This is a genomic window from Coleofasciculus sp. FACHB-542, from assembly GCF_014695825.1.
Lineage (GTDB): Bacteria > Cyanobacteriota > Cyanobacteriia > Cyanobacteriales > FACHB-T130 > FACHB-T130.
Genome location: NZ_JACJPB010000040.1, coordinates 1 through 18,637, shown reverse-complemented (window position 1 = coordinate 18,637; position 18,637 = coordinate 1). Strand labels below are relative to the sequence as shown.

Below are 18,637 nucleotides of genomic sequence, written 5' to 3'. Positions count from 1 at the left end.
ACTGCTTTTCCTGTTTTCCTGATTGTCAAAATATGCAGTTCCGCCAAGAACCGCTTGCTAAAAAGTTTGTTGTTCTGGATGATTGTCCGAATTGGAAGAAAACAATCCCAACAGCGGTGCTAAGATTGCCCCGAAAACAAAGCCACCAGCGTGTGCCCAATAGGCAACTCCACCTTGCTCCATACCAATATTCGCAGGCGCATTCAGACTCGCAACACCATAAAAAGCCTGCTGAACAAACCAAAAACCGAGGAAGAAAACAGCAGGAACGCGAATCGTGGTGAAGAAGATACCCAGAGGAATTAATGTTAGCACTTGTATATTAGGGAATCTGAGAATGTAGGCTCCTAAAACACCCGCGATCGCGCCACTGGCCCCCAAGGAAGGAATGCCAGAGTTCATTGAAAAATACCACTGAGTTAAAGCCGCTAGAATCCCGCAAGTCAGGTAAAAAATTAAGTACCTAACGTGACCCAGCTTGTCTTCAACGTTATTGCCAAAAATCCAGAGGAACAGCATATTACCGGCAAGGTGTAAAAACCCGCCGTGCAAGAATTGCGATGTCACCAGTGTCAGCCACTCCGGTACCGGCTGATTCACGGGTATGCCACTAAAGCTAGCAGATAACTCTCTAGGAACCACAGCGGCAAGGCGAAAAAAACCTTCCAGCTGTTGTGGAGCCAAAGTCAACTCATATATAAAAGCCAAAATATTCGCAGCAATCAGTCCATAAGTGACATACGGAGTGAGGCGTGTAGGATTATCATCACGTAAAGGAACCACAGGCGTCTTTCCTAACTATCCAAGCAAAAGCTGGAAACAACATAACTTAATTTCTTCCTAGCTGTCTTTTCACCTCTGGATAGATATCTAGTATGAGAGGCTCTCGGTGAGAAGGTAGAGGCAATAAATAAACCCCTCTAGGGACATTAGAGGGGTTTAATCATGGTGCATGAAGAAATTATTGTCAGACTACCAGCCCTGTGCAGCCTTTTCCATGACATAGGCAGCAACATCCTCAATTTGTTGTTTATTCAGACGTCCTTTGAAGGCTGGCATAGCATTTTTACCATTCATTACCTGGTTGACAATGGCATCCATCGAGTACATCCCATACTTGTCTAGGGCATCCTTCTTTAAAGTTTTATTAGCCATAATCACGTTACCGCCGCCCACATGGCAAGCAGCGCAGTTAGCGCTGAAAATTTTAGCACCACTGACTGTATCAGCTGCATTGGCTGGGCGAGTCAAGGCAACTGTCAACACCGCAATCGTCAACAGTAAAACCGATAACAGTTTCCTCAACTTGATTCTCCTCTTCTTAACAGGTACAGTCATAAAAAAAAGCCTTGCAGAACTATTCTAAGCTTCTTCAAGGCTTTTTCTATCACCAAAGAGGAGAAGAAATCTTAAACCTCAAGGGTGATTATGATTGAATTGCCAGTCTAAAGGAACGGTTCTATTAACCCTCGACGGTGATTTTACCAACCATCCCAGCGCCTCTGTGAGGTTGACAATAGTACGTATAGGTGCCTGGTGGTGTGTCAGAGGGGAAAGTCGTTTCGTAGGATTCTCCTGGAGAGTTTAGCAACTTGGTGTGAGACAGATCTTTAGCCAGCGCTTTATCTCCGTTTGGCACTCCCTTATCATCAAAAACAGCATTATGGGGAGCTAGTTTATTATTGACAAATTTTACTGTGTCACCCGGCTTGATTGTGAGTTTAGCCGGTTCAAACTTCAACATCCCGGCATCTGTGCCCATTTTAATCGTATAGGTTTCTGCTGATGCAGGAGAAGCTGACAACACAAAGCTAGAGACTACTAGCAGAATTGTGCAAATTAGTAAACCTAAGCTTCGTGGAATTGCCATTCTCAATCTCATCGTTTCCTCCCAAAATTGTCAATTAATTTTGTTTAGTAGTATTTTAGCTTTAACGCTTACATTCTGTAGAAAATTAAAGCATTTTTGCTTTCTATCAATCGGAGGCATTGGCAGATGCATCCTGAATCGGCACGAAGATCAGAAATCATTTGTACCCCATCCCGGTGCTACCTGCGCGGCTCTAACAACAAAGGCTGCTATCGTTTCCACCTCCTGTCGCGGCATCCAACTTTCCGGTACTTGACGACACCAAAAGCTTTCTTCGCTCCCGTCGTAGGTCATCGGCTGTCGAAGGAAAGCCACGATGCTGTTGATGGTGTCGCGGGGTGGAGTGGCACCATTCAAGTCCTTCAGGGACAAAGACACGGCTGGATTTGGCAGGGTAGCACCGCCGACATGACAATTTAGACAGTGTTGTTCAAATAACTGCTTCCCTGCCGAGAAATCTTCCACAGAAAACTGGCGAGTCTGACCTTGCCCATCTAAGTCTAGGGAAATTGGTTCGGTAACTCGCAGGTACTGCCGAACGTAGGAGGCTGCGGCTTGAGCCGGTAAACTGACCATCCAGACGCCCCAGCAGATGCCCAAAATCAAAAATAAACGGCGAAGTGAGAAGAATTGACGCAGCATTGACCGTGTTACAGATTGACAAAATGTAAAAATTATGAGTTATGAATGCATTCAAAATTCATAACTCATAACTCATAATTTTACTTAGCGCACGGCTTTACCGCCTCCCCACTGTTCGCCGAGGATTTTCGGCTGTAGAAGGATATGACCGCCGATCTTAAACAGGTCATCATCTGTGAGATTTCTCATCACCGTATAAATATCGGAACTCTCTATGCTGGGGTGTACTTCAGAGATTGCAGTTTCCCCATCGTAGGTCGTGGGATGATGCATATAATCCACCAGAGCGGCAATGTTGTCGCGCGGTGGGGTTGCCCCAGCCAAATCGTCCGGACCTAGACCGACGTTGAAATCAGTCTTGGTAACGCCCCCAGCATGGCACGAAGCGCAGGCATAGTTAAATAGGCGTTTGCCTTCGGCGACTTGTTTTAGGTTTAATGTCACCTGCTGTCCTCGATCGTTTAATTTTACAGTGCGAACTTCGTCAGTTAGTTCGACTGCCATTACCTGAGTGACAAGCAATCCGAAGGTGAAAATTACAGTGGCTAAAGCCAGACTTATGTATCGCTTAAGCATGGTTCTCCTTAAGAAATTTGGTGCGAGTTTTTGATCCACAACACAGCTGGACTCAATCTTAGTAAGCCGACCCCTAAGTTGCAGGCTTCTCAACCAATCATCTGGACAAAAAGAAGCAAGCCGATTGCCAAAAAGGAAAATCGACTGTTGGGACTCAGGATAGTTGGTCGGGATTAATTTTACCCTCCGTCCGTGCCCGATCCCTGCTTTTGAGACAGAATCTTAGAAATGATGGCCTTGGCATCCTCCAGAGCCAGACGGCTCTGTTGGGTTTTATAGGCGATTCCCAATTGTTCGCACAGCTTGAAAACCTCCTCTACTGGGAGGTTATAGTCTGCTGCGATTTCGGCAATGGACAGGTCTGCAAAACCCATGATGATTGAGAGAGATTGAACCGCTCTAATATCAATATCATCCCACTCTTGCGGTCGCTTTCCCTTCCCTGTCTAGTTGCTTGGGATCAATCTAGAAACTGGACGCTCGGAGTCGATCGTTTCTGACAGGGGAACGGGGGGCGGTGCAGGGGGGAGAAATTGGTGTAGCCGAATGAGTTGGGCTAGAGTTTTCTTTAACTGAGTGCGGGGCACAATAGCATCTACAAAACCGTGCTGGAGCAAATACTCAGAAGTTTGAAAATCATCGGGGAGCTTTTCTCGCAAGGTTTGTTCGATCACGCGACGCCCTGCAAAGCCAATTGTGGCTTTTGGCTCTGCGAGAATGATGTCTCCCAACATGGCAAAAGAAGCCGTGACGCCTCCCGTTGTAGGGTGAGTGAGAACCGGGATATACAGCAGTCTGGCTTCTTGATGACGCTCCAAGGCTCCGGAGATTTTCGCCATTTGCATCAGACTTAACATTCCCTCCTGCATCCTGGCACCGCCGGAGGCACAGACAACCACGACCGGCTTTCTTTCCCAGGTAGCTCGTTCAATCAGGCGGGTAATTTTTTCTCCGACGACAGAACCCATGCTACCGCCCATGAAGCGGAAGTCCATGACACCGAGGGCGACAGGCAAGTTTTCCAATTGCCCCATTCCTGTCTGCACGGCGTCCACCAAGCCAGTTTTGTCTTGAGTTTCTCGCAAGCGATCGCAATATTGTTTGCGATCGCGGAACTTCAACGGATCGGTGGGAAACACCTGTTCATCCAACGGCATCCAGGTATTGGCATCGATCAGCTGGCGGATGCGTTCATCGCTGAACACCCGGTTGTGATGGTTGCACTCCAGGCAAACCATATTGTTTGAGCGGAGGTCTTTGGTATAAGCAAGGACACTACATGCCTCGCACTTTGTCCACAGCCCATCCGCAATCTCACGCTCTTGCCGCTGTTCACTAATTGGCTCTGATTTTCGTCGATTTGCAAACCAATCAAATAGAGACATGAAAACGGTTAATTCCTCTTATTAAAATGATTTTCCTACGCTTTAAGCTTGCTCTTCCTGAATCGGACTCAATAATAGCAGAGCGGCCCACCGATCCTGCGATCGCACCTGTAAGGCAGTAGGACTCCCCGCACCAAAATAAGGTGCCACACCGAGGTCGAGAATCCGACTAGGAATTTGATGAGCCGCTAGCATTTGCTGCATTAATTCAGCTTCCCAGCGAGCGCAATTTGTTTTTAGGGTAATCCAAGACACTGGAATATCTTACAATACGGCAGTATTGCGGTAAATCAGGGCAGGGGGAATGCGTTAATTGAGGGGGAAAAAGAGTTGCAGGTAAGCAGACCAAATCGCCTCACCCCAAAAAGCTGCCAAAAGCGCTCCCAGTGCTAGGAAGGGACCAAACGGCATGGGGCGGTGCCGGTCAAGCCAGCCAAGCGCGATCGCTCCCCCACCGGCAAAGGCTCCCACTACACAAGCCAAAAACCCAGCCAGTAGCAAATTCTTCCAGCCCAACCAGGCTCCCATCATTGCCGCCAGTTTAGCATCTCCTCCACCCATTGCCGCTCGTCCAAAAGCGATCGCTCCCGCAAAAGCAATGATGTCAAACAACCAAATTCCGACTACACCACCCACAATGCCTGACATCAAATGATTTGCACTTTCCGCCCAACTTGCTGCTGGCAGAAAACCTGCGATCGCCTGAAACACTAAACCCAAAATTAAGCCGGTTTGAGTAAGTGGATTGGGCAATGTCATTGTGTCTAAATCGATCAGCGATAGTGTTAACAGCCAGCTAAAAAAAGCCCAATATCCTAGCGTTTGCACCGAAATGCCAAACGTCAAGAAAACTAGCAAAAACAACATCCCTGTTGCCGCTTCTACCAGTGGATAGCGCCCGGAAATCTTGCTTTTACAGTGGCGACAGCGCCCTCGTAACCGCAGCCAACCGACAATTGGGACATTTTCACCTTTACCTAGTCGATGCAGACATTGCGGGCAACGAGAAGGGGGCCAAAGAATCGATAAACCTGCTGGCAATCGATAAACTACCACATTGAGAAAACTGCCAATTGAGGCACCCAATGCAAAAACAATCGCAGCAGCAGGCAACGCCATCAAATCATCCATAGCAATTAGTTATCAGTCACGGGTCATGAGTCATGGGTCATTAGTAGTGGGTCATGACTCATGACTAAGGACAATTTAGACTAATCACTAATATATTTCCGACTCAATTTGACTAAAAGGCACAAAACATTCTTGCGGCAACAGAATCGGTTTGCCTGCAAAAATCAGCTTGCCCCGATAGGTATACCGATCGATTGCCACCCCTAGAGGGCGCTGCATACGGTCTGGATGGACTTCCGAGTAAGTCCGATAGATTTGTCGAGCTGCTCTGACGATGCTGGGGTCTAGCAACACGGGGATATCTATCCTTTCCGTCCGATTTTCTAACCGTTGCTGTGAAGCGTAAACCACTCGTCTACCCCTGTTATTTGAGCTAGTCTATAATCTACCCGTGCAATTCCTGCAAACTGCAATAGGTATACCAATTTTTGTTGCAGTTGAGGATGAAATTTTCTTAAGGCTTTTCTAGTGCTTGGATTAATGCATTGCCCATTGCACTGCACCCTAAAAGATTCATCCCCTCAGACATAATGTCACCCGTGCGATCGCCCTCATCCAGAACTTGCATCACCGCTTGCTCGATTCTGTCGGCAGCAGCAGGCTGGTCTAAGGCGTAGCGCAGCATCATCGCTGCACTCAGAACCTGCGCCAGCGGATTTGCTTTATCCTGCCCAGCGATATCGGGGGCAGAACCGTGGACGGGTTCAAAGACACCAGGACCAGATGCACCTAAACTGGCAGAAGGTAACATTCCAATACTGCCGGTAAGCATAGCGGCAGCATCAGACAGGATATCACCAAATAGATTACCTGTCACAATTGTGTCGAATTGTTTAGGCCAGCGAAGAAGTTGCATAGCAGCGGCGTCTACATAGAGGTGAGACAATTCCACATCTGGATATTCTTTAGAGAGCGCAGTTATGCGATCGCGCCACAACTGCGACACTTCCAGCACATTTGATTTATCCACCGAACATAGCTTCCCACTGCGTTTTTGCGCTGTCTCAAAGGCTACTCGCCCAATCCGGTCAATCTCTGATTCCGTATAAGCCATTGTATTGACGCCGCGCTTCTCGCCTGTTTCCGTAGCAAAAACTCCTCTCGGTTCCCCAAAGTAGATACCACCAGTCAATTCGCGCACTACCATGATATCAACGCCCTCGACCACTTCCCGTTTCAAGGACGAAGCATCCACTAACTGGGGTAATATTTTGGCGGGACGCAAATTGGCGAATAAGCCAAGACCAGCCCTGAGTCCTAGTAAACCCGTTTCCGGGCGTTGATGGCGAGGGAGATTATCCCACTTATAACCGCCAATAGCAGCGAGTAAAACAGCATCGCTATTGCGGCATGTTTCCAACGTTTGGGCGGGTAGCGGTTCTCCCGTAGCGTCAATCGCCGCACCCCCCACAAGGGCTTCTTGAAATTCAAACTGAATCTCAAATTGTTTCCCGACAAGTTTCAACACGTCTACCGCTACTGCCATAATTTCAGGGCCAATGCCATCGCCGGGAAGTAGGGTAATACGGTAGTTCTGCTGTGTCATAGGTTGTTCAAAACTCTTGCGAGTTATTAATCATACAGGGGAAATGTACCTGAAAAACGTTCAGATTCAGTTACAATCTGCCCAGCTAGAGCTAAAGCCCAGCTAGACCTAAATAGGTGTGGGAATACCAGCAATTCCTCTGATTGCTAACTTTCTGCCAAAAAAGAAGGCGGTGAGGGCAGCCAGGAGCGGAATGTCTGAGAAGTTGGTTATAACACCATTCATAATGTAATGGGCAAAGCATTCAGTCAATGCTGCTAACAAGGAGAAATTGCCGCTCGAATCCTTCGTCTCTATAAAATGTCAATACTATTTTTCAGCATTTTATCAGCTCGATATCGGATAATTTATGTGCCATTGTCGAAGTTGATTTAGGACTCGTGTCTTTTACTAACTGGCTTTTGAACCTCTTTTAAATTTATTAAATAGTTGCAAGTAAGAAAGTTCAAGATGAAAGAATAAAATATCTAAGGCTGATTCGCAAGCAAATTTATTAAATATTTTTTCAATAAATGATGTAATGTATTGGAGTTGTGAATGTCCAAAAAAACAGTAAACTTTATTAAATAAAATTAATTAAAATGCTTGCAGAGAATTATTAAAGATTACAGGCGTGCTATTTGAGGATTGGAAGAACAGAGCATCCGAATATTAACGAACGGCATTGACACAGAGCCAAAAGTGCGATCGCTCTTGTAAGAGCCTTCTATGCTTGAAGGTGCTAGCTGAACCAAATAGTAAAATGTCTGATCCCCCTGAAAGTATCCTAATTGGGACAAATTAAGGAATTACAAGGCTAATCGGTTCTGCAATCTTGTTTAAATTTCAGAAACGCTCGTGGCAAATGCTGTAGGTAAAGGCTACGCTAGCACTCAAGCAAGCCATCTTACAGTCAACCCTCAGCAGCTATGGCAAAAGAACTGGCAATTCAAACTTGTGGACTCACCAAGCAATTCGATCGACATATTGCAGTTAATGATATTGATTTACAGGTAAAAGCTGGTGAAGTCTATGGACTAATTGGACCGAATGGAGCCGGTAAAACAACTTTGCTGCGGATGTTGGCGGCGGCTGAAGAGCCAACGACAGGTGAAATTTATATTAATGGCGATCGCCTGCAACGCGATCACAGCAACCCTACCCTGAAGCGGCGACTCGGCTATCTACCTGATGACTTCCCCCTGTACGACGATTTGACAGTCTGGGACTACCTAGACTATTTTGGGCGTCTCTACCGCTTGCGAGAACCACACCGCAGCCAGCGCCTGCGGGAAGTTTTAGAACTGGTGCAGCTAACGGGTAAGCGCAATAGCATGATTGCCACTCTCTCGCGGGGGATGAAACAGCGCCTAAGTCTGGCGCGGACAATTATTCACGAACCGATTTTGCTGCTGTTGGATGAACCCGTTTCCGGATTAGATCCTCTTGCCAGGATGCAGTTTCGGGAAATCATCAAAGTATTGCAGGAAGCCGGGATGACGATTGTCATTTCGTCACACGTCCTTAGCGACTTAGAGGAACTTTGCACCTCAGTAGGCATCATGGAACTCGGCTTTCTCGTAGAAAGTTCGCCACTCAAGGAACTTCGCCGCCGCCTCAGCCGCCAGCAAATTTTCTTGTCTACGTTGGGTAAGCTAGAGTCACTTGTATCAAAGCTGAGAAACCATCCTTTAGTCGAAGAATTGGAGGTGATGGCGGGACAAGAGCGAGTGCGCCTTTACTTTTCTGGGGGTCAGGAAGATTGTGCTAAGTTGTTGCGATCGCTTGTTGAATCTGACATCCCTCTGACCGAATTTCATTGCACTCAGGAAGACTTGGAAACCATTTTCCTGAAGCTGGGACACCAGCAAGCATCATAAGACAAGATTGAGGACTGAGGGCTGAGGACTGAAGGCTTTGGACTGAGTTATTAACAATGCTTACTCTTCACTCAGCACTGAATTTAATTCTGGAGATTTTTTAGTGATGAAAATTAATTGGAGCGACCGGCTGGGAGATTGGAATCCCCAGCTGTTACGAGAAATTAAAGGGCGTCTTAAACCCCGAAATGTATTAATTGCAGTAGCGATCGCGCTGATGGGTCAAATGCTACTGCTGATGAGTTTCGCGACTCAACTGCCGGTTGATACGGGTACGGGCGATATCTACAGTAGATATTGCCTAGACTATCGCCCTGGTTATGGGCAGAAATGCCTTCTAGACCCCCTTGGCAATATTGTTATTAACTGGCAATTGTGGTGGCTAGATGTGTTCGTCTGGCTGAGTGTTATTGGCTTCCTGACCGTCTTGGTGGCTGGCACCTATATGCTAATTAGCGACCTATCGCGGGAAGAAAATCGCGGCACGCTGAATTTCATTCGCCTCAGCCCCCAGTCAACAACCAGTATTTTCAGCGGCAAGCTGCTGGGAGTGCCGATTTTACTTTATCTCCTAGCCGGTCTGGCGATTCCTTTGCATTTGTTTGCGGGTCTGTCGGCTGAAATTCCTTTAGTCCTCATTCTGGGCTTTTATGGTGTCGTGGTTGCCAGCGCCGCTTGCATCTACAGCGCCGCCTTACTTTATGGATTGGTCGCTGGTGGACTCGGTGGATTTCAGTCTTGGATTGGCAGTGGCATCGTGCTGATGTTTCTGACCCTCATGACTGGCTTGAGCCTTAACAGCAGCACAATCATCCATAATTCCCCCCTAGATTGGCTGCATCTATTTTCTCCTTCAATTGTGCTGGCATACCTCATTAATGCCAGTTCTCAAGGAAGTGCCTATTCAACGTCAATGGGAATGGCGCAACTGGAAGCCTGGAAATGGTTTTACTTACCTCTAGGTACCAGCATCTGGAATGTCATCGGCTTTAGCGTGCTGAACTATGCGGTGGGAACTTTATGGTTTTGGCAAGGGATGAAGCGTTGCTTTCACAATCCCAGTACGACTCTCCTCAGCAAACGGCAGAGTTATATAATGACGGCTTGCTTTGAAGTGGCTGTTCTGGGATTTGCCCTAACCCTACCCAAATGGCGCGCAGATAATCCAGAATCTATACCAGGCGGACTGTTTGATAATTTTGGTGGTTTGCTGTTGTTAAATTTGCCGCTGTTCTTGTGTCTGATGGCGGCGTTGTCGCCTCACCGCCAAGTTTTGCAGGATTGGGCGCGTTACCGACGGGAGAAAACATCTTCTCGCGTGAAAAACTTGGTGCAGGATTTGGTTTGGGGGGAAAAAAGCCCTTCAGTGGGAGCAGTGGCACTGAATTTACTGATTGCTTCAACTATCATGGTGCCTTGGATACTCCTTTGGCCTGCAAGTGCGTATAAAGCATCAGCGCTGGCGACCATCCTGCTGAGTGTCAATTTAATCTTGATTTACGCAGGTGTTGCTCAGCTAATGCTGTTCATGAAGACGCCGAAGCGATCGCTCTGGGCAGCAAGTACAGTGGCTGGATTGATTATATTGCCGCCGATTGTGTTCGGCTTACTATCAATCTCTCCCGCTAAAATCCCTGGTGTATGGCTGTTTTCCGTCTTCGCCTGGGGTGCTGTCAAAGATGCTGCTGCGACTAGCCTAGGTCTGGCAGTGCTGGGTCAGTGGCTAATGTTCAGCTTGTTGAGTATTCAGACAGCACGACAGTTGCGACAAGCGGGCGAGTCCGCGTCGAAATCGCTGATGTCCAATCGTCCCTCTTTGCCTGCTAACGGCTTGTAGAGAAGCGATCGCTCGAATCGATGCAGACACAGAAAAACTAAATCTAGAAAAACCCGTTTTCTGCCTCGAAAACGGGTTTCTTCTCAAAACTTGCGATCAAGGAAAACAGAGATGAACCTACTTTGGATGGAGCGATTGGGCGATTGGAACCCTCAGTTTCTGCGCGAACTCAAAGGACAACTGAAAACTCGCAAGTTAGCGATCGCTATCGGTGTCTCTTTGATTAGTCAGTTTTTACTGGTCTTATATTTTTACGAACAACTAAATCTTGATGGAACCTACAGCAGCTTTTGTGTAAGAACCAGTAACTACAACTGCCGGTTGGATGCTGCCGGTGAGATTGTCATTGACTGGCAGCAGTGGTGGCAAACCCTATTCAGCATTTTGAATTGGACTTTGCCTCTTATCTTATTACTCGCTGGGGTCTATATGATTCTCAGCGACCTTGGTAAAGAAGAGCGTCGAGGCACCCTGAATTTCATTCGATTGAGTCCCCAATCAAGTCAAAGCATTTTGACGGGGAAAATCCTGGGAGTGCCTATTTTACTTTATCTGGGTGTGGCCCTAGCACTACCATTGCATTGCTGGTCTGCGATTAGTGCCGGTGTACCTTTTTACTTTCTGGTGAGTTTTTATTTGCTCTCAGGTGCTAGTTACTATTTCTTCTATAGCGCTGCCTTACTTTATGGATTTTTGAGCGAATTTCAAGCTTCGTCAGCCAGTTTTTTAACCTTTGTATTTGCTTTGCCTTGGCTAAATGTAATTAATTGGTCTGTGTCCCTGGTTACACAGACCAATTATGATTGGAGCGATTCAGTACTATACTATTGGCAATGGTTTTATATACCGCTCGGTAGTAACTTTTTGTTAGCTGAGACCTTTGCAATTCTAACTTTTAGTTTGTGGACTTACTGGATTTGGCAAGCCTTAAATCGGCGTTTTGCTAATGCCAACGCCACGCTTATCAGCAAAAAACAAAGTTACTGGATGGTCGCTTATTTTGAATTCCTGCTTCTAGGTTTTTGTCTACAAAAGAACCACTTAAATCCGGCACAATTTGCTGAATCTGGATTTCTGTGGGGATTGTTGGTCTTTATGGAAACCGTAAATCTGCTATGGTTCTTGGGTTTAATTGCTGCTTTATCCCCTCACCGTCAGGCATTACAGGATTGGGCGCGTTACCGCCGCGAAAAGGTTTCTAACCGTAAAAGTTTTTGGAAAAGCGGCTTAATGCAGGATTTGCTGTGGGGTGAAAAAAGCCCATCACTGGTGGCAGTAGCAGTAAATTTGGGCATTAAAACCGTAATTTGGGGTGCTTGGATTCTGTTTTGGCCTCAAAACAGTGCCAAGATTTCAGCTATTTTAGGTTTGATCTTGAGTCTAAACTGGCTCCTGATATTGGCGGGTATCGCTCAGACGCTGCTATTTATGAAAACAGCAAAGCGATCGCTCTGGGCTGGCATAACTGTAATAGCCTTGATTGCATTTCCCCCAATCTTTTTCAGCGTGCTGTCGATGCCATTTTATCAAAGCTCTGGTGTGTGGCTGCTTACCGCCTTTCCGTGGATAGGGGTAAAAGAAGCCTCCGCAATTCCCATTTTTCTGACAATCTTGGGACAGTGGAGCGTTACGACATTGTTAAGCTTACAATTGACGCGGCAGATGCGATTAGCAGGCGCATCTTCCTCCAAAGCAATCTTTGCCAATCGTCCATCAGCGCCCGCCCGCTAGAACACTTCAGAGAGGGAGAAATATCGCGACTGCTTCTCCCTCTCTTCCCGCTCTAACTCAATTTTCAACCCGACTTTTTGAGCGCCTTTTTCACCAAATCTGGAATTTGGGAAGGGCGCTCTGCTATTGGAATTTTCGCTTGCTTGAAAGCGGCAATTTTTCGGTTTTCAGGTGTCTGTTCGGCCGCAAGTTCAGCCTGTGGAGAAGCGAGCATCGCTTCCTGACGCCAAAAACCAAGTGCATTCCCTGGGCCTAAAAGTTTTTCTTGTGGAAGCAAGCGACCGACAAAATATACAATTACTGGCTTATCAAGTGTAGCAACGATGTATTCTGCTGCCGCCTGTTCATCACTAGAACTGGTATGGCTGATATGGCTGACTAAAACAATGACCTTCGTGTTTTTATCTGCTGCCAAAATTTCCAGCCATTGTACGACAGAAGATCCGACAAACGGCTCGCTGCCAATACTGACGGCAATCGACTGACCATAACCGGCTCGTGTCATTTCTCCGGCTACTTCGTAGGTGAGATTGCCGCTGCGGCTGAGCAGCCCCACCGATCCAGGACTATAAAATTCAGGTTCATGAGTGCCTAGTAAAACCTTGCCTGGAACAATAATCCCAGCACTGCTGGGACCGACGATGAGAGTTTGAGTCGCCTCTGCCTTTCTGAGCAGCCGAACCATATCCAGGGGAGGTATCCCACCCGTAATCAGAATAATTTGTCGGATACCTGCTGCGATTGCTTCTAGCGCAGCATCAAGCGCCGCGTAAGGTCGTACAAAGATAATGCTAATGTCAACCGCTCCGACCGACTGTATCGCCTGCTCTACCAGGTCGAACACCGGAATGCCATCCAGCGTTTGCCCTCCCTGACCGGCACTGACCCCAGCTACTACCTTCGTGCCGTAAGCTATCATTCGGGCAGTGTAGGTTGACGCAAGTGGTTCTGCGATGCCTTGTATCAGGATTTTACTGTCTGGCGTTAACTTCATGATCCTTTACCAAAGTCTATTTTCCATGCAACGTTCGTGCGCGAACAGCACATGAGGTCTAATAACAAATGTCGGTATCTAACATCTCCCATACATCTATATCAGGTTGAGATGAGCGAGTCAGGTTGACAGGAGCAAGCCAACGTCTTGAATGTAACTTTAATGCCAAGCAAAGCAGCATGAAAGCTCGACCGCTAAAACAACCTTGCCTCACGATTTGGTGCTGGGAGTCCCGGATCTACTTTTAGCTGCTGCTTTGGCTAGGGAAATCGCTTGCTCAACAGCGTCATCCAGATTATCGCTCCAGTGTACGGGCATCGTGGCTAGAGGCTCTTGGCTTTTGTCGAGTTCGCCACCTGCTAAGCGGACAACAAATTGGGGAAGCAGGGTGAGAAATTCTGGTCTGCGATCGCCGATCCGGGTGCGAGAGTCCTTGGGGCTGGGTGTACTAACCCGTCGAGTCATTCGCTGCGGATGCTCTGTCATTTCATTAACTTTTCGTTGCAGATATGAATCAATCACTGCAACGACTTCCTGACTCGCTGCGGTATTGCCCAAAATATTAACCAGCAATACTTTAATATTTTTATTTTGAGTGAGACGCTCCAGCGCTTGTTCGAGCTGTTCTCTCCAAGATGCGGGTGTCAAATTTCCACTCGCCTCCTCACCCACAATTAGGCAAAGTCTCGGCTTACCGCCAGCGCTGTAAACCAAATCTACCATTGCCATCGCCAAGCTGGTGCCGTTACAGAGAATCCCAATATTACCATCTCGATTCAGCCAGTTCTGAATGGGTAGAAACTTACCGGGATCGATGTCTGTAGGCGTTTCCTTCGCGATATCGGACTGAGGCATTTTTGCCGCTAGAGAAGCCAAAGCGGGATGACGTCTAAGAGCAGCATCATTGACTGTAATTTTGCCATCTAAAGCCATCAATTCGCCTGTAGGACTTACACCTAGGGGATTGATTTCTACTCCATCTAAATCGTTTTGGACAAACAGATGGTACATCTTTTCGATAACGGTGCTAACTGACTGGATCAAGGAACCTTGGAGTCCCATTTTCAGAGTCAGATGGCGGGCATAAAAAGAGGAAAATTCTTGGTCAACAACTACTTGCTGAAGAAGCTCCATCACCGCTTCCAAGTTCATGCCTCCTTGTGAGGAACCTAGCAGCACCGGGCGACGAAGGTCGTAGTCTAGGGTGACGGCTAGATAAAATTCACGAGTAGCATCGTATTTTGCTTCTGCTAGAAGCACTTGGGGATATTCACCCAGAATCGGCAAATTAAAAATCGTCCGTGCTGCCGCGATCGCATCGATCGTATTTTCTGCAAATCGAATTCCACCCGCTCTACCCCGTCCACCAGCACGCACCTGCGATTTTAGGACAACCGGGTAGGGAATTTGCAAACCTTTGAGGTCTCTGGAATTATCAATTCGTTGAGAAGGCAAAACGGGGATGCCCATCTCCCGAAATAATTCTTTAGCTTGATATTCTAGTAAATCCATGAATGGAAATTTAAGGATGAGGGATGGGGAATGGGGAATGGTAATTGAGAAAAAAGGGATTCGTTATTCGGCAGTCGCAGCAAACCAAAGACGAATGGCTAACGATAATGACGAGTGACAAGTACCCAATCCCGATTACCCCTGTTTCTGACGACTTTGCCAGTCTTTGGCGACTTTATCAATTCCATAGAAACGCTGCCAAAAGGCATCAACCGCCCTGGTAGGCAACACTTTGTTCATTAAAAACAGTAGAATATCTCCCCCAGTAGCAGCCACGTAGCGGGGACGAGGGTGACGGTCGGTGAGCGATCGCACAACCACTTTAGCAACCCGTTCGGAAGTCCAAGCTCGACTACTGGTTCGTTCCTCTAGCCCTTCTAGCCGCTCAAAAGCAGCCCGGTAAGGTGTATCTTGTGGAGTTGATATCGCTTGCTCAACCCGTTGCGCTGCTACCGCGAAAAACTCCGTACTGACTGGCCCTGGTTCAATCACGCTGACTTTGATATTGAATGGAGCCAGTTCCATCCGAAGTGCATCGCTAATTCCTTCCAAAGCAAATTTAGAGGAACTATATAACCCTCCAAAGGGAAACGCAAGCCGTCCGCCTAGAGAACTAATATTAACGATCCGTCCACCCCCTTGGTCCCGCATTCCTGGAATTAAAGCTTGAATTAAGGCAAGCGGGCCGAGTAAATTGACCTGAAACTGCCGCTGCACCGCCTCAAATGGAATCAACTCTACTGGTCCCATCTGTCCATATCCGGCATTATTGACCAAGGCATCCACGCGCCCAAAATGGTCGATCGTTTTAGTTGCCAAAGCTTTAGCCTGCTCAACTTGAGAGATATCGGTGGGAACAACCAGCACATCAGCACCCGCTTTGCGGCAGAAAGTTGCGACTTCCTCCAATTTTTCCTGGTTTCGAGCTGCTAAAACGAGCCGGATTCCCAACGACTGAGTCGCTAAAACTTGCGCCAGAGCAGCGCCAATCCCAGTAGAAGCTCCTGTAATTAGGATGACTTGTTCAGATAGCGGTGGAGTATCGATCTTCATAACTTGAGTTCAGTAGGCTAACACCTTAGCCGCGTGCCCGTACAGTTGTTAATGGTAAGCCCTAGCATTGCAAGCAATAGCCAATTCGCTGTAGCCAAGACAAATTTTTAGATTTTTGATTAGATTTTTTAATTATTGCAAGCACTACTGATGCGATTCCTCTGCTTGAAAGTAGAAAATTGAGCAAGCTTTTTAGCGGTCCTGCCTCAAAATGGAAGAAAGTGAAACGGAGGGTGTTGCTGGATGGAAACAGTAGCCCGCGAAAGCGAATTAGAGGTACTGGGGCGAATTCTACAAAATCGCCTTTACTCGGCATTACCGGAGAAGGTTCCCTTTCAAGTTCGGTGTGCCTTACCGCAGGAAGCGTTAATTATTTTGACGCAACACCCAGCGGATTTTCTGCCTGACCCGCAACGAACCTTTAGAACGTTAGAGCAAACTCTCAAAAGTCTGCAACCGGAATTTGCCCGTCAAGTCCAGCTGTATCTAAGAGTAGTCGGGCAAAAGCAACCCTATGCTTTCCATGCCTTCAGTGTCGATCCGCCTGTTGTGTCAACGTCAACTGTGTCAACGTTAACGACTGCTCTCGCTGATGAGACATCTGTTATCGAGGAGACAATCCCAAATTCGACAGAAGTCAAAAATCCGCCCAAAAAATTGAGGCGCAAGGAGACAATTCCGGAAAATCTCCCCAGCGAGACACCAGCAGCGGCAGATGACAGCATTGGAGTGGATACCGATTCGGCAGAAATCGGCTCAGCACCGACAATTGATGAATCTTCCTCCCTTCCCGCCGATGAACTCAGTTTAGAGCCGGATGAGTCGCCGCCGGATGATTCGCCGGGGGAGGTTAAAAGCGAGGCACCACCGACTTCACTGGCTGGTAAACTCCAGCGATTGCCATTGCCGGTACTGTTGGCAAGCGCGGGGGTAAGTTTATTGACGTTTCTGCTCACTCTCTACGCCTTGACACGTCCCTGCGTCATCGGAACCTGTACGCCACTACTCACGGCACAAGAGTTGAGCCAGGAGGCATTTGCAACCCTTCAGCGACCAAAATCTGGGCAAGAAATACTAGAAGCAAGAGAGAAACAACAAGAGGCAATCCGCCTTTTGAAGCTGATTCCATTCTGGTCTGGTTCTTATTCCGAAGCTCAGAAGCAATTGAACGACAATTCGCAGCAAGCGGAATTGCTCGATCAGCTGGTAATGGCTTTGAGTAAAGGTTCGGCGGCGGCTAGACAGAGCCAAAATCCTCCCCATTCAGCGACAGAATGGTTAGAAATTCAGAAGCTATGGCGAGAAGCGATCGCGCTTTTGGAACCCGTGCCCAAAAATAGCACGGTCTATCAACTGGCTCAGCAGAAAATTAAGGACTATCGAATAAATTTAGCCGCGATTAACGGGCGAGTGAATGCCGAACGACAGGCGCTTAAAAACCTCGACGCTGCAAAAGAAGGGCTTCAGGTAGCAGAAGCCCGTGAAGGAGTGGCTAATTCGATCGCCACTTGGCGACTGGCTGAAATGAACTGGGAGATGGCAATCAATCGGCTCAAGGCGATTCCTGTCGGCACGACTTCCCGTCCGGAGGCGCAGCAACTGCTGGCGACGAATCTGCCCAAATTGTCAGCAGCACGCGATCGCAAAAACAAAGAACAAATTGCCGCTAACGCCTACAATTTTGCTCAAACCCTCGCACGTAATGCCAAAAATTACGAACAGCGCAACCAATGGACATTAGCGGTGCTGAACTGGCGCAATGCAATCGTTAACATTCAAAAAATTCCCAGAGGTACTTTTTTCTACAATCAAGGCGATTCCCTAATGAGTTCTTATAAAGCCGAACTCAGGCAAGCAGAAATCCAACTAGGGTATGCCAGCCTGCTCCAAAAAGCGAGTACCGATCTTATTAAAACCTGCGCTGGAACGCCGAAAGTCTGCGAATATACTGTCACCAGTCAGCTAATCAGAGTTCAGTTGACACCCGCTTATATGCAGATGGTGACGCAAACCGTAAACGCCGCACAATTGAGGGGAGATTCTAATGCTCAAGCTGGTATAGCCGCTCATTTGCGAACGCTAGGAGATGCACTGGAAGCGATTAGCGATAACGCCCGTATTCCTCTTGAACTCTATACTCCAGATGGTTCGTTGATTAACAAATATCCTAAAGTTAGCTAGGAATAAAAGTCTCACATTAGGGTCGGTTATGTTTTCTGTCCCAACCCACCAAATCCTGAGGTTGGGTTAGCTTTTGCTGTTGCTACTTATACCATTTCACTTTTGTGCTGCTAGACTTACTGCTTCGTCTTCCTTCCCAGTTGAGCGGATCAAATGTGTAGCATCATCAAGGGAAATTAGGATTACATCTTGCATTTGTCAAACCAATAGACCTCCTGCATGAATCAGGAGGCATGTGCCAGTTCGTAGTTCAGCAAGCCAGCAATTAGGTTTAAGCGCAAACCAAATCTCTGCCTGCGATTGCGATAACGTCCTGAAAA

At 47.4% G+C, this 18,637-nt stretch carries 18 protein-coding genes and 1 pseudogene; 4 read left to right on the top strand and 15 right to left on the bottom strand.

Annotated features, from left to right (window positions below; all coding sequences use genetic code 11):
- Positions 1 to 57: 57 nt before the first annotated feature.
- The 11 genes from H6F52_RS14530 to leuB all read right to left on the bottom strand — a co-directional run bounded on the left by H6F52_RS14530 (position 58) and on the right by leuB (position 7,150).
- Positions 58 to 783, bottom strand: coding sequence for a rhomboid family intramembrane serine protease (locus tag H6F52_RS14530; protein ID WP_190414281.1), 726 nt, complete (start codon positions 781 to 783; stop codon positions 58 to 60).
- Positions 784 to 972: 189 nt separating this feature from the next.
- The gene (gene petJ / locus H6F52_RS14525) at positions 973 to 1,305 is read right to left on the bottom strand and encodes a cytochrome c6 PetJ (RefSeq protein WP_190435860.1); all 333 of its coding nucleotides are present in this window, start codon (positions 1,303 to 1,305) and stop codon (positions 973 to 975) included.
- A gap of 157 nt (positions 1,306 to 1,462) precedes the next feature.
- Complete coding sequence (gene petE / locus H6F52_RS14520) at positions 1,463 to 1,882, bottom strand: plastocyanin (RefSeq protein WP_190535733.1); 420 nt, start codon at positions 1,880 to 1,882, stop codon at positions 1,463 to 1,465.
- A gap of 138 nt (positions 1,883 to 2,020) precedes the next feature.
- Positions 2,021 to 2,512 (bottom strand): photosystem II cytochrome PsbV2, encoded by a 492-nt coding sequence (gene psbV2 / locus H6F52_RS14515; protein WP_190535731.1) that lies wholly within the window; start codon positions 2,510 to 2,512, stop codon positions 2,021 to 2,023.
- A gap of 84 nt (positions 2,513 to 2,596) precedes the next feature.
- Positions 2,597 to 3,088, bottom strand: coding sequence for a photosystem II cytochrome c-550 (psbV, locus tag H6F52_RS14510; RefSeq protein WP_190414289.1), 492 nt, complete (start codon positions 3,086 to 3,088; stop codon positions 2,597 to 2,599).
- A gap of 179 nt (positions 3,089 to 3,267) precedes the next feature.
- Positions 3,268 to 3,462, bottom strand: a complete 195-nt coding sequence (locus H6F52_RS14505; protein ID WP_190414291.1) for a translation initiation factor IF-2 N-terminal domain-containing protein — start codon at positions 3,460 to 3,462, stop codon at positions 3,268 to 3,270.
- A 72-nt stretch (positions 3,463 to 3,534) separates the two neighbouring features.
- Positions 3,535 to 4,473, bottom strand: coding sequence for an acetyl-CoA carboxylase, carboxyltransferase subunit beta (accD, locus tag H6F52_RS14500; RefSeq protein ID WP_190414293.1), 939 nt, complete (start codon positions 4,471 to 4,473; stop codon positions 3,535 to 3,537).
- A gap of 42 nt (positions 4,474 to 4,515) precedes the next feature.
- Positions 4,516 to 4,728 (bottom strand): hypothetical protein, encoded by a 213-nt coding sequence (locus tag H6F52_RS14495; RefSeq protein WP_190414294.1) that lies wholly within the window; start codon positions 4,726 to 4,728, stop codon positions 4,516 to 4,518.
- Between the two features lie 54 nt (positions 4,729 to 4,782).
- Entirely contained in the window at positions 4,783 to 5,604 is an 822-nt protein-coding gene (locus H6F52_RS14490) for an A24 family peptidase (protein ID WP_190535729.1), read from the bottom strand.
- Between the two features lie 87 nt (positions 5,605 to 5,691).
- A complete protein-coding gene (locus tag H6F52_RS14485; RefSeq protein ID WP_190414298.1) occupies positions 5,692 to 5,955 on the bottom strand; it encodes a hypothetical protein in 264 nt (87 codons plus the stop codon).
- Between the two features lie 103 nt (positions 5,956 to 6,058).
- Positions 6,059 to 7,150 (bottom strand): 3-isopropylmalate dehydrogenase, encoded by a 1,092-nt coding sequence (leuB, locus tag H6F52_RS14480; protein ID WP_190535727.1) that lies wholly within the window; start codon positions 7,148 to 7,150, stop codon positions 6,059 to 6,061.
- A 908-nt stretch (positions 7,151 to 8,058) separates the two neighbouring features.
- On the opposite strand from leuB, the gene H6F52_RS14475 reads away from it, so the two are divergent.
- The 3 genes from H6F52_RS14475 (at position 8,059) to H6F52_RS14465 (ending at position 12,577) form a co-directional block, all read left to right on the top strand.
- The gene (locus H6F52_RS14475) at positions 8,059 to 9,009 is read left to right on the top strand and encodes an ABC transporter ATP-binding protein (protein ID WP_190414301.1); all 951 of its coding nucleotides are present in this window, start codon (positions 8,059 to 8,061) and stop codon (positions 9,007 to 9,009) included.
- A 106-nt stretch (positions 9,010 to 9,115) separates the two neighbouring features.
- A complete protein-coding gene (locus tag H6F52_RS14470; RefSeq protein ID WP_190535724.1) occupies positions 9,116 to 10,846 on the top strand; it encodes an ABC transporter permease in 1,731 nt (576 codons plus the stop codon).
- 111 nt (positions 10,847 to 10,957) lie between these two features.
- A complete protein-coding gene (locus H6F52_RS14465; protein ID WP_190535723.1) occupies positions 10,958 to 12,577 on the top strand; it encodes a hypothetical protein in 1,620 nt (539 codons plus the stop codon).
- Positions 12,578 to 12,641: 64 nt separating this feature from the next.
- On the opposite strand, the gene H6F52_RS14460 is transcribed toward H6F52_RS14465, so the two are convergent.
- The 3 genes from H6F52_RS14460 to H6F52_RS14450 all read right to left on the bottom strand — a co-directional run bounded on the left by H6F52_RS14460 (position 12,642) and on the right by H6F52_RS14450 (position 16,136).
- Positions 12,642 to 13,571 (bottom strand): CoA-binding protein, encoded by a 930-nt coding sequence (locus H6F52_RS14460; RefSeq protein ID WP_190535721.1) that lies wholly within the window; start codon positions 13,569 to 13,571, stop codon positions 12,642 to 12,644.
- A gap of 210 nt (positions 13,572 to 13,781) precedes the next feature.
- Positions 13,782 to 15,083, bottom strand: a complete 1,302-nt coding sequence (locus H6F52_RS14455; RefSeq protein ID WP_190427262.1) for an ATP-grasp domain-containing protein — start codon at positions 15,081 to 15,083, stop codon at positions 13,782 to 13,784.
- A 135-nt stretch (positions 15,084 to 15,218) separates the two neighbouring features.
- The gene (locus H6F52_RS14450) at positions 15,219 to 16,136 is read right to left on the bottom strand and encodes an SDR family oxidoreductase (protein WP_190427258.1); all 918 of its coding nucleotides are present in this window, start codon (positions 16,134 to 16,136) and stop codon (positions 15,219 to 15,221) included.
- Positions 16,137 to 16,379: 243 nt separating this feature from the next.
- Between H6F52_RS14450 and H6F52_RS14445 the strand changes: the two genes are divergently transcribed.
- Positions 16,380 to 18,317 (top strand): hypothetical protein, encoded by a 1,938-nt coding sequence (locus tag H6F52_RS14445; protein WP_190535719.1) that lies wholly within the window; start codon positions 16,380 to 16,382, stop codon positions 18,315 to 18,317.
- 224 nt (positions 18,318 to 18,541) lie between these two features.
- Here H6F52_RS14445 and H6F52_RS25480 read toward each other — a convergent pair.
- A pseudogene (locus H6F52_RS25480) lies at positions 18,542 to 18,637 on the bottom strand (IS5/IS1182 family transposase); the annotation flags it as partial.